Origin of the sequence: Phocaeicola sp. HCN-40430 (assembly GCF_037890285.1) — a bacterium.
In the GTDB taxonomy this organism is placed as follows: Bacteria; Bacteroidota; Bacteroidia; order Bacteroidales; family Bacteroidaceae; genus Phocaeicola; species Phocaeicola acetigenes.
This window is the reverse complement of record NZ_JBBKBS010000039.1, coordinates 1-10,928: the sequence shown is the minus strand read 5'-3', so window position 1 is coordinate 10,928 and position 10,928 is coordinate 1. Positions and strand designations below refer to the sequence as shown.

At 36.9% G+C, this 10,928-nt stretch carries 12 protein-coding genes; 1 reads left to right on the top strand and 11 read right to left on the bottom strand.

All coding sequences use genetic code 11. From position 1 onward, the window contains the following. A partial coding sequence (locus WKU26_RS12225) for an L-rhamnose mutarotase (RefSeq protein WP_340322239.1) occupies window positions 1-153 on the bottom strand: 153 nt, incomplete at its 3' end. 16 nt (window positions 154-169) lie between these two features. Beyond that, on the bottom strand, window positions 170-892 hold the full coding sequence (locus WKU26_RS12220) for a WecB/TagA/CpsF family glycosyltransferase (protein ID WP_340322237.1): 723 nt from the start codon (window positions 890-892) through the stop codon (window positions 170-172). A gap of 55 nt (window positions 893-947) precedes the next feature. On the opposite strand from WKU26_RS12220, the gene WKU26_RS12215 reads away from it, so the two are divergent. Continuing rightward, entirely contained in the window at window positions 948-1,202 is a 255-nt protein-coding gene (locus tag WKU26_RS12215; protein ID WP_340322236.1) for a hypothetical protein, read from the top strand. Window positions 1,203-1,295: 93 nt separating this feature from the next. On the opposite strand, the gene WKU26_RS12210 is transcribed toward WKU26_RS12215, so the two are convergent. From WKU26_RS12210 to WKU26_RS12170, 9 genes are all read right to left on the bottom strand, one after another. Then, on the bottom strand, window positions 1,296-2,207 hold the full coding sequence (locus tag WKU26_RS12210) for a response regulator (RefSeq protein WP_340322235.1): 912 nt from the start codon (window positions 2,205-2,207) through the stop codon (window positions 1,296-1,298). Between the two features lie 284 nt (window positions 2,208-2,491). Continuing rightward, window positions 2,492-2,944, bottom strand: a complete 453-nt coding sequence (locus tag WKU26_RS12205; RefSeq protein WP_340322234.1) for a lipocalin-like domain-containing protein — start codon at window positions 2,942-2,944, stop codon at window positions 2,492-2,494. A gap of 2 nt (window positions 2,945-2,946) precedes the next feature. After that, window positions 2,947-4,386 (bottom strand): capsule assembly Wzi family protein, encoded by a 1,440-nt coding sequence (locus WKU26_RS12200; RefSeq protein ID WP_340322238.1) that lies wholly within the window; start codon window positions 4,384-4,386, stop codon window positions 2,947-2,949. Between the two features lie 63 nt (window positions 4,387-4,449). Further along, complete coding sequence (locus WKU26_RS12195) at window positions 4,450-5,646, bottom strand: glycosyltransferase family 4 protein (protein ID WP_340322233.1); 1,197 nt, start codon at window positions 5,644-5,646, stop codon at window positions 4,450-4,452. A gap of 79 nt (window positions 5,647-5,725) precedes the next feature. After that, complete coding sequence (locus WKU26_RS12190; protein WP_340322232.1) at window positions 5,726-6,835, bottom strand: glycosyltransferase family 4 protein; 1,110 nt, start codon at window positions 6,833-6,835, stop codon at window positions 5,726-5,728. Continuing rightward, window positions 6,836-7,747 (bottom strand): glycosyl transferase, encoded by a 912-nt coding sequence (locus WKU26_RS12185; protein ID WP_340322231.1) that lies wholly within the window; start codon window positions 7,745-7,747, stop codon window positions 6,836-6,838. It abuts the gene before it with no gap. A gap of 16 nt (window positions 7,748-7,763) precedes the next feature. After that, the gene (locus WKU26_RS12180) at window positions 7,764-9,092 is read right to left on the bottom strand and encodes a nucleotide sugar dehydrogenase (RefSeq protein ID WP_340322230.1); all 1,329 of its coding nucleotides are present in this window, start codon (window positions 9,090-9,092) and stop codon (window positions 7,764-7,766) included. Window positions 9,093-9,101: 9 nt separating this feature from the next. After that, window positions 9,102-9,962 (bottom strand): glycosyltransferase family 2 protein, encoded by an 861-nt coding sequence (locus WKU26_RS12175; RefSeq protein WP_340322229.1) that lies wholly within the window; start codon window positions 9,960-9,962, stop codon window positions 9,102-9,104. Window positions 9,963-10,130: 168 nt separating this feature from the next. Next, window positions 10,131-10,820: an acyltransferase gene (locus WKU26_RS12170; RefSeq protein ID WP_340322228.1), complete on the bottom strand. Its 690-nt coding sequence runs from the start codon at window positions 10,818-10,820 to the stop codon at window positions 10,131-10,133. Window positions 10,821-10,928 lie beyond the last annotated feature (108 nt).

Here is a 10,928-nt window from a genome sequence, read left to right as displayed (position 1 = left end):
CCGGTTCCCATAGATATAAATCTGCATATCCAGGATTCCCACTTCGCGGATTCCCGCCTTCACTTCCTCCCATACATGGGCATGCTCCTCCACGTACGCCGCTATCAGCTCCTTGTCGTCGTAGAGATCCAAAGTCTGGCAATATCTTTTCATTCTCTTTATATATAAATTAATTTATCATTTCTTTTACCACATTCTTCAGAAACAGCGTGTTCCCGATGATATACCGTCTCCACATCCGTTTCGGCTCCTTCAGCAAACGGTACAACCACTCCAGGCCATGCTCCTGCCACCACAGCGGAGCACGCTCCACCGTACCCGCAAAGAAGTCAAACACCGCCCCAATCGTTCCCACGTGGCAATGAATCTCCAGTTCCTTCCAGTGCGTATACGTCCACTTCTCCTGCTTCGGTGCCGTCATACCAATCCACAGCAAGTCCGGATTCGCCCTGTTAATCGCTTCGATAATCCCTTTGTTATCCTCTTCGCTAAACTCCGGCTTATACGGAGGCGAATACGTTTCCACCTTGATGTTCGGATAATCCACAGCCGCCCGCTTCCGGATCAGCTCCAGCACCTTCTCGCTGCTACCCATAAAGAAACACGTACCCCCTTTCCGGTTCAGTCTGTCCATTTCGTGCACAAACAAGTCCCATCCTGCAATACGCTCCACAGGCTGCGATTTCGCTTTCAGCCACCGGCACGCCATCACCACGCTGGCCCCGTCGGGAATCAGTACATCCCCTTTGGTCAGTGCTTCGGCAAACAGGCTGTCTTTCAGAGCCGTATTATAAGAATGAGCATTAATCGTATTGATAAGCAACTTGCCATCAGGCAACGACGATAGCTCCCTTCTGGAAGTCAGAAGAGATAACTCTTTCAGTTTTAGCATATATAATAAGATTAAATATTATTTTTGCGTATCCAAGTCCAATCTGTAAAGCATGATGAAAACTTACGACATAGATACCCTTTATCAGAAGTATAAATCGCTGAACAAGCGTCAGCGTGTGCGTTTATTGTCCCGTCTTCAGGCGCGGGGCATTGCCATTGTCCGCATCCAGCCCTATACCTATTCCGAGGCACCCGGTATCAAGCATTTATTCTTTTATTTTGAGGGAAGCCCGGAAGCTGTTCCCTATTTTCTTTTGGAACCCTCTGTGTGGCAGACGGTGCAGACGGTGTTGATGGAAGAGGAGTGAACCAGACACTCCGGTTTATGGAATAAAATAAGGAGACCCGTTCCCAGGCCTCCTGCATATTATTTAAGCAAAAGTCAATTTACGAAACACCAGTTAGTTATCTTTTACCTGGCTGTCAATAATTTTTTTCAATCCTTCTTTCAGGTTATCATATTGCAATAATTGCGACATCGCCACATTGTCTATGATGATGACCTTTTTGCTCGATTTAGAATTTCTTGCCGCCTCTATATACGTATTACGTGTTACAGATGAGGTTGTAAACAAGAAGCCTAGTTCGGCCATATTCGAAGCATTTTCCAGTTTGCTATGGAAGAGAATATAATCATTCTTATCCGTTTTCGTATCCGGCTTATTTTTACATTCAATCAATATATACTTTCCGAATTTAGAAAGGAATTCATCTTTTATATCATTTCGGATCACTAAATCCACCTCGTTCAGCGACTCGTCCTTCACCCTTTTCATGATTTCCTGAAATCCGATACTTCTGAAAAGAACAGCAATAAAATCTTCGTATTTCTTTCCCTTCTTAAACGCATCGTTTTCATTTTTCAAGTCCATATAGTAGGAGAGAAGTGCTACATTCACTTTCGAAGGTTCATTTTCTATTGAAAAATAATACTCCTCTATAATATTTTTCAGTTCCGGTTTCCATTCGTCATATGTTCTTTTTTCCGAGAATCCGATCACTTCCCCTCTTGCCAGCATTTTAGACAATTGAGGCATATATTCCACAATAAACTTTGATACAAATAAAATTTTGGAAAACGGATTGATTTCGATGATTCTTTGAGCCAGCGACATTCCGTCAAATTCATAGCAATCCATTCGCAGGTCGAGCAATACCAGATTATAGAATTTATTTTCTATGCAGTATTCAATATCCTCCTTACCCGATGCAAAAAAGACATTCGCTTCCGGAAATATCTCTTTTATCGTTGCAGTCAAAGCTTGTGCCTGAACAGCTTCATCATCTATTATTAAAATCTGCTTGACATCCATCCGTATTAGAAATTTATATTAAAATCATGCTTGGCAAATGCAGACAGATGCTCCATATGTCTGTCATACGATGTAGTAACACTCTTCAAAACCTTATTTAGCTGTGCTACATTTTCGCTGAGCCTGTCTATACGCCGAGCTTGCACTTCCGGGTTATGCCTGGGGGTTGGAGTATAATTTTTCCTTTTGCTATTCATTGGGTGCTAAGTAACTGTATTTGCAAATATAGAAAGAATATGATTTCAATCAACAATTTAGCTGTATTTTATTTTATTCCTGTTTTTTCAGAAACCTGTAAATCTTAGTGTGGCATAATCCGAACGTAAAATCAGGCTCTTTCCATCCGCTTTTACCACTTCGAAAGTTGTTTCCAGACTATTTATTCCATACGGTATCAAGTCCTCCAAAGCAGTAGCCTCTTTGCTGTCTGTTGTCCAGTCCCGATAATGAAAATCCTTCATTGTAACCGTTTTTTCATCCTCTCCATACATAAAACGGCCCACCGAAGGCTTGTAACCATGAGCACCCTGTTTCTCGGCTACATCCACCACCCACAGCTGTATACTATAATAAATCCGTTCGCAGGGATGCGTTTTTCCGTCTTCGTGTGTAGTAAACTCTTCCAGTTTCCACATCCCCTCTATTTTATCGTTGATGGGTGCCTTCTTGCATCCACCCATCAGGAGCAGCAAGACCATCCATCCCACTATTCCTATCTTGTAAAATCCCTTTCCCATTTTTATAAGATGCTACCCGTTTTTTTCAGTGTCAGCATTCCACCCGTTGAATTTCCTAAATAATTCCCTCTGTCCAGTCCCAATGCAGCCGATACACTCCATCCTTTTGTCCACACAGGTGTATAAGTCACCTCATACAGCGAACTGAACTGTTTACGCTGCTTGTCCAAAGGTTCGTCATACGTACCCCAGTGGCGTGCAAACGATACCAGCACACGATAATTCCATTCCCCTGTAGGATTACCTTCTATCCCCACATGATTCGAGCGAACCCTGTTGCTTTTAAACATCAGAATACCGTCCGTATTATAAATCGGTCCCGGCAGGAGAGGATTTCCTATCCCCATTCCCCAGTGATGCCACGAAGTAGCCTCCCCATTGTTATAATAATTATCCTTTGCACTCACCTGATATTCCGGAAAACTACCCGCAAACCCGTCATACAGAATGGGGCCAGTCTGATCTTTGGTCGACATCGTTTCCCATACCACCCGGCTTACAAAACGATTTTCCGGCAGTGTCACATCTATTCCCAGCTGACCATCTTTCCATCTTCCATACTGCCAGGCAATCTGCGAATGATCATCAAAATAATGCTCCAGATACACCCTGAATTTCCAGTCGTTCAGATAATAATTCAGTGCAAAATTCCAGCTTCCCACATGATTCCCTTCTACATTTGCCATTTTATCCTCACTTCTCAGCGGCAGAAATGCCTTGAAAAAACTCTTCAGGCCATCCGGCATATCCTGCACCATTTTAAAGCTTCCGTCCTTTTGCTTTCGCATCCTTTCTCCACCAAACAAAGCCGCATCAATCAAGCCGAATTCAAACTCTACCGGAAGCTTTTCCCTGTTCCCGATTCGGAACATCAGCGATTTGCTATGATACAGAATATCCCTTCCGTAGTCATGCTCCGTTTGTACAAAGTTCTTTTTCCAGTTATTATCCGTCAGCATCCCATACGCCATGTGTCCTTTAAAAGCCAGCCAGCGTCCGGTACCCGGTACAGCGATATACTCTGCTATTTCTCCACGTATTTGCGGGATAGGCCTTGCATTCGCCCCCTCTACCATCATTCCGCTGCTCAGCCGTTCGTACTTCTCCATCGGAATACCCGGCCGTTCCTTACTTCCTATGCTCAGTGTCAGAAACTTCCACGAAATATCCCCATACGCCTGCTGCACCACAAAACCACTGGTCTGGTTCACTGCCCCGGCCAAGTCTATGCCAGCCTGTACTTTCCAATGATGTTTCAATGTCTTTTTATACTCCATTCCCGCACGCAGGTATCCGCTTTTAGTTTCATTGCCCGACAATCCATATCGGTTGGCAGTAAACCAAAGTGGAGCGTATGTACCCTCCGATACATTCCCGGACGTTTCAACCCGGTAGGTTAGGGTAGAAGTGTTTTGTTGTGCTGAAACAGCAAAAGAAGCCATCCAGCTTGAGAGAATAAGTATATGTATTTTAAATTGATTGGTTTTCACAAGAATAATGATTGTTTATTTTTGTGCAATGCTGTTGTATAACTCTACCATTTGTTTGGCTTTGTTATCCCAGGAAAGTTCCTGCTGTTTTTTAATACAATTATTAGACATTGTATCTAATAAGTTTTTATGATTATACAATTCTGTTATTTCCCGTGCAAAATCAATGATTGCATTTTGTGGAGTTGAAAGCTGTATTTTTCTTCCTATAGATGAATCTACAATAGGACCAAATCCGCATCGGTCGAAGCATACTATAGGTAATTTATTTTGTATAGCTTCAAGTATAACAGTTGAAGTAGCTTCGAAAATACTGGTGAAGAAAAACAGGTGTGATTTTTGCATGAGCATTAATACTTCATTATTAGGAATTTGTCCATGCCAAACACAAATATTATCAATTCCTAATGTCTGCGCATATTTTTTATATTTTTCTGTTTCTTCTGCATTAAAAGCTTGTCCTACAATATGAAATCTGATATTCTTGAGGTTTTTTATTTGATTTATAACATCAAGTGCTAACTTGAGTTGCTTTGTATAAATAAATCTTCCTACCCAAAGAATATCAAAGAATGTATCATCTTTCTTAATATCAGATGTATATTCTTTTATAGAACAACCAGTCTCATTAATTTGAATGCTATCTATATTATGTATCTTTTTAATGATTTGTCCTGTTTCAGGAGTGGCAGTGATTAATAAACTTGCAGATTTAAGAGCAGAGTTTACTTTAGAGGAATATCTTAATTGCAGTGCTGTAATTTGGTTTTTGAGAATATAGAATAACTTAAATTTTAAGTTAGAATCTTTCATGAAAGAAAAAGGAATAGAGCCAATACCAGCAATTGGTCCCCATATAAAAGGTTTGTTTTCTATTTTCCACAAATAGCCAGGTTCTCTAAATCCTACCATATTGAGTTGATGGATTAAATCTATATGGTGTTCTTTAATTATTTCATTGGCTATTTGAAGTGTTTTTTTCTGCCATTTATTGTAATAATAGTAGAATCTCCAGTCGCCTTGATTCCAGCACATTTTTCTAACCTTATCCGAAACTGGATTGTAATAGAAATACATATTTTTTCCTTGAGGTAGAGTAGGGAGAACTTTTTCTATATTATCTCTGAACTCTCCTTCTGTGATAATATGCAGTTCGCAATGCTTTGCAAGATTTATACACCAGTTCCATGCCATTCCTGGTTCGCTACCCATATTGGGAGAACAAGCATATGCGTTGATAAGTATAGATAACATATGTAAAATAAAAGTATAATTATTTTATTAATCTAATTTAGTTCTTAATACATTGCATTAAAATTGATTTAATGTTTTTCTCAAATGTAGGTAATGTATAGTAGGTTTTGAATTTTTTATATCCATCTTCTCCCATTTTGTAACGAAGATTTTTGTCAAGGAGTAATTTCTCTATACATTTGGCAAGTGAATCTGGATTATCTTTAATACAAATAAATCCATTCTCACCATTTTTGACAACATCGGGTATACCACCTTCATCTGTTGATACAATAGGGAGTTTGTGTTCCATTGCTTCAAGATTCACTAATCCAAAGGTTTCTCCTTTATAAAAAGTAGGGAAGACGAAAATATCTGCGTGATTAAAGAAAGCCTCTTTTTCTTTTCCGTATTTTCTACCTCTATATGCAACAGTATTAGTTAATTCTCTTACTTGTACTTCTTGGTAAAATCTTTCTGCATTAATATCGATAGTTTCTCCTCCTACAAAATCACATGAAAATTTATATCCTTTGTCTTTTAGAATTTTACAAGCATCAAGTAAGGTAAAAACTCCTTTATCAATGAGTAGGTTAGACAAAAATAGTAGTTTTGGAACACTATTATTTCTGTTTACAGAGGGTTCTGTTACTAAAGTCTCAGGGATTCCGTTAGGGCATATAAATATATTAGTCTTAGCAACAAACTTTTCTATATCCTCATATAAATATTCAGACAATTGGATTACTTTTACATTTGAGAAAATTATTTTATATGCAATTATTGATAAAGGCTGTTTTTGGTTATACTTTTTAGCGCCCTTATTATGTAAATGTAAGACAATTTTTTGTCTAAGTAATTTTAATACTCCTACAATAATCATATCTCGAAAAATACCAACTCCTCCTACTGTTGAGGTGAAATAACATAAATCTGGTTTTTTTCTTAAGACTGTTTTAATTATTTTGTATATATTAGAAAATAGGAATAGGAATTTTTTTAAATTTATTTTTCCAACATTAGCTACTTCTTTTGAAGCAGAAGGATTTATATAAAGACAATCAAATGTATCATTTATTAATTTACTGTCATGAATATATTTTCCCATCATCGCTGCTCCATGAACAGGAGGAGGCATGTGCATGATAAATAAGATTTTAGGTTTCATTTAATTATGGATTAAATACATTATTCTACTATAAATTCTAATAGGAATAGAATGATAACTCATAGCCGATTTATATAGCTGTTTATTCAATTCTATAGAAGTTGGAAAGTTAAATTTTTTGATGTTGCTAATGTCAAATATATGTTTGAATCTACTCCATTTTTTACAATTTGTTCCTTCTCCATCAAAACCTTCATTTTTAACTTTACTAATAATAGGAAATAAAGATAATTTGTCTTGTAGAAACTGTGCAAAACAAAACCTAATTGCCCAAGAATTTCCTTTTCCTTCTTTTACAGAACGTAACATTCTGAAACAGTCGGATCCTCCCCATTTATTAAAATTCTTTTTGGTTTTAGAATAACTATTCCAGTTTGTCAATTCCCAATCTACACTATTCCATCTATCAGCCCAAGTCGCCCATCCCCATGAGCTACTGCGAGTACAGAAATAGCTATCATAAGGGTAGTTTTTAGGAGTTTTTATTTTGTTAGTATATCCACAAATTGAAAAAACTTTACTTTCTTTCTCATAGAGATTAAGTCCTTGATTCATGAAAGAAAGAAAATTGGTAGCTAAAATTAAATCATCTTCTAAAACGATAGCATTTCCATATTGATTAATAATTTGGGTAACTCCTTCTATGATAGATTTTCCTAATCCTTTATTTTGTTCACTGAAAAAATAGTGAACAGATTTAAAACCTTTTATTTCTTTTACATATGATTGAACTGTTTGTACTTTTTCTTTTTCTAAAGGTTTTTCTTCACGTGCTCCATCCACGAAAATGTACAATATAGAATCTTTAGCTTCTTCATTTAAGAGTAGAGATTCTATTGTTTTTTTTAAAGGAATCAGCCGCTTAAAAGCAAACAGAATAATGGGAGCTAATTTTTTTTCTTCAGTATCCATGATTTTCGTTGTTTTTTTAATCTCTTCTAAAAATATCACGAGTATACACCTTCTCTTTCACATCATCCAGACAGTTATCATATCGGTTAGCGATAATAGCCTGAGCTTGTTTCTTAAATTCATCCAAGTTATTAACCACCTGTGAGCCAAAGAAGGTACTACCATTTTCCAAAGTAGGTTCATAAATAATGACAGTTGCACCTTTCGCCTTGATACGTTTCATTACTCCCTGAATAGAGCTTTGACGGAAGTTATCACTATTCGATTTCATGGTTAGACGGTATACACCGATAGTACAAGTTTTTTCTTCCGAAGGATTATAATCGCCACGGTTGTAATAATCATAATATCCTGCCATGTGCAGTACACGGTCTGCAATAAAGTCCTTACGGGTACGGTTTGATTCTACAATCGCTTCAATCAGATTTTCCGGTACATCCTGGTAGTTAGCCAGCAGCTGTTTGGTATCTTTCGGCAAGCAATAGCCACCATAACCGAATGAAGGATTGTTGTAATGAGAACCGATACGCGGATCCAGACTGATACCCTGAATAATCGCCTGCGTATCCAGACCTTTCATTTCTGCATAGGTATCCAGTTCGTTAAAGTACGATACACGCAGAGCCAGATAAGTATTGGCAAACAGTTTCACAGCTTCCGCTTCTTTCATTCCCATAAAAAGAGTGTCGATATTCTCTTTCAAAGCTCCTTCCTGCAAGAGAGCTGCAAAAGTATGAGCTGCCTCTTCCAGATGTTCTCCTGCAATGGAAGCAATTGCTTCATTTTCCTTATCCTGTCCTTTGATAACTTTAGGGATACCTACGATGATACGGCTGGGGTAGAGATTATCATACAGTGCCTTGCTTTCACGCAGGAACTCCGGAGAGAAAAGCAGATTGAATTTCTTTCCGGCAAGAGCAGGAGTATTTGCAAATTTCTCTGCATATTTCACATACAGGCTACGGCAGTAACCTACAGGAATGGTACTCTTGATTACCATAACGGCATCCGGATTCACTTCCAGTATCAAATCAATCACTTCTTCTACATGGCTGGTGTCGAAGTAGTTCTTCACCGGATCATAGTTGGTAGGAGCTGCAATCACTACAAAGTCTGCATCTTTGTAAGCAGCTTTTCCATCCAATGTAGCAGTAAGGTTCAGTTCCTTTTCTGCCAGATACTTTTCGATGTATTCATCCTGTATCGGGCTGATACGATTGTTGATTTTTTCTACCTTTTCAGGAATTACATCTACTGCTGTTACTTTATGATGTTGTGCTAGGAGTGTGGCTATTGATAAGCCTACGTAACCGGTTCCGGCTACGGCTATTTTAATATTTTTCATATTGTTTATTTAATTATTTTTTTTCGATGATACTTGCTGAGTCTTATTTAGTTTAATCCATAATGATGGAATGATACAGCGAATATGGATTGTACAATAGTGAAACAATGCTGTAAGAAGTCCAAAATGTCTTTTTTCCAGATGGAATGTTTCATAAGGAGGCATTCCATTAGGGCGATGAAGGAGCTTCCAACGCTGTTTGAATGGAATAGTAGGATCACACCATTTGTCAATGGATTCATGTAAATCACATTCCCCTAAGAAAGAAGCTGTCTGAAACATTTTTATCCCGACTTTTTTTGCTCGCATTCCATAATCAAAATCACCTTTACTGTGTGTAAACACATAGTCTAAGTTTCCTAAGACTTGAAATACTTTGCGTGGTATCAGCACAATGTTTCCATTAAAATAATGAACTTCTGTTTCTGAATTCTGAGAAAATGGAATTTTTCCATTGCTTAATCTTCCTCCGTAAGTAGCTTGTTGATGATTGGTGTCTTGAGTTGCTCCTACAATGATACAAGAATCCGAGTGAAGAGAAGAACTTTCAATTAATGATTTTAGCATATAGGGATAGGTATATGTATCATCATTCAGCCACAAATAGAAATCATAATTTTGTTTGGCTGCTTCTTCCCATGCGGTATACATCCCTCTGTTCCAAAAAAGATTCCCGTTACCATAAATAATCTTTACATTCGGATATAACTCTTTTACAGCTTCTGGAGTTCCATCTGTACATCCGTCATTGGTAAGGTAAATATCTATTTTAAGATTATCTACTTTTTCCTGATTGTAAATGCGTTTTAAGCATTCTAATGTTTTTGTTTTACGGTTGAATACTGTGAGTAGTACAGCTATTGTTTTCATAGATTATTTTGATAGACTTAGTAGATTTTTCTATAATTTACTGATTTAATGTTTTATATAAACAGTTACCTACAGATTTTTTATTTGAGATAACTATTTATAGACTTTTATTTTAAATTAGAGTTTACTTAACCATCTTATAGAATTCTCAAAAAGTTATTATTATTTTTATAAATCAACTCCTTCAAATAATCGTCTAACTCCTTGTTTTATGAATTTGGCAGGAGAACCTGCTATAAGTGAATAGAGGGGAAAATTGGTATAATCTTTATTGCATAAACTATTAGAGGCAATAATACAGTGGTCTGGTGTTTTAGTTCCTTTCATAATGTTTACTCGGTTTCCAAACCAGTTATAGGAACCTATTATGATAGGAGTGTCTTTTTCTAAAATTTGTTTGTTTTCGATGTTTTCCATGAAATGAAAATTTGTGTCAAATATTTGACTTTCCCAACTAATGCCAACCTCGTCCCCTATTGTTATTCTTTTGTTGCAATATAATTTGCTAAAAGCTCCTATTCGTACTTTATTACCTAATGTAAGAGTGCCATTTTCACCTATATATAAATAGCTCCCGACCCCTATTTCTGTGATTCCATTTAAATATATTTTTCCTCCTTTTCGAAAATTGATAATAGTTGGATTGTGAGGAAACATTTCACTTCCTCTTCCTCCTATAGCTATAATACCTCTACGAAGTTTAATGTTTGGGTTTATTATAATTTTCCCTTTAAGGCATTCAAAACGTACTTTATGACGGAAATCAAATGGCAGATAAATTGCTTGATGAAATGGTAACATTTTAAAATTGAAATATATAATTGCAATCCAATTATGATGAAATAATTTGTTTAACATATGTAAATCTGTTATGCCCAATTTTGATATAAAAATGTGTATTATTTATTTTTTTTATCAAAGTTGGAAGTTATTTTTATATTGTTATGTAATTTGGCTTAATTTGAA

Bases quoted from the DNA above. Each gene is read 5' to 3' on its own strand.
- WKU26_RS12175 (WP_340322229.1), bottom strand. From the start codon at position 9,962: ATGAAAACAATAGCTGTACTACTCACAGTATTCAACCGTAAAACAAAA.
- WKU26_RS12205 (WP_340322234.1), bottom strand. From the start codon at position 2,944: ATGGGAAAGGGATTTTACAAGATAGGAATAGTGGGATGGATGGTCTTG.
- WKU26_RS12195 (WP_340322233.1), bottom strand. From the start codon at position 5,646: ATGGGTAGCGAACCAGGAATGGCATGGAACTGGTGTATAAATCTTGCA.
- WKU26_RS12185 (WP_340322231.1), bottom strand. From the start codon at position 7,747: ATGGATACTGAAGAAAAAAAATTAGCTCCCATTATTCTGTTTGCTTTT.
- WKU26_RS12210 (WP_340322235.1), bottom strand. From the start codon at position 2,207: ATGGATGTCAAGCAGATTTTAATAATAGATGATGAAGCTGTTCAGGCA.
- WKU26_RS12180 (WP_340322230.1), bottom strand. From the start codon at position 9,092: ATGAAAAATATTAAAATAGCCGTAGCCGGAACCGGTTACGTAGGCTTA.
- WKU26_RS12190 (WP_340322232.1), bottom strand. From the start codon at position 6,835: ATGAAACCTAAAATCTTATTTATCATGCACATGCCTCCTCCTGTTCAT.
- WKU26_RS12200 (WP_340322238.1), bottom strand. From the start codon at position 4,386: ATGGCTTCTTTTGCTGTTTCAGCACAACAAAACACTTCTACCCTAACC.
- WKU26_RS12170 (WP_340322228.1), bottom strand. From the start codon at position 10,820: ATGTTAAACAAATTATTTCATCATAATTGGATTGCAATTATATATTTC.
- WKU26_RS12215 (WP_340322236.1), top strand. From the start codon at position 948: ATGAAAACTTACGACATAGATACCCTTTATCAGAAGTATAAATCGCTG.
- WKU26_RS12220 (WP_340322237.1), bottom strand. From the start codon at position 892: ATGCTAAAACTGAAAGAGTTATCTCTTCTGACTTCCAGAAGGGAGCTA.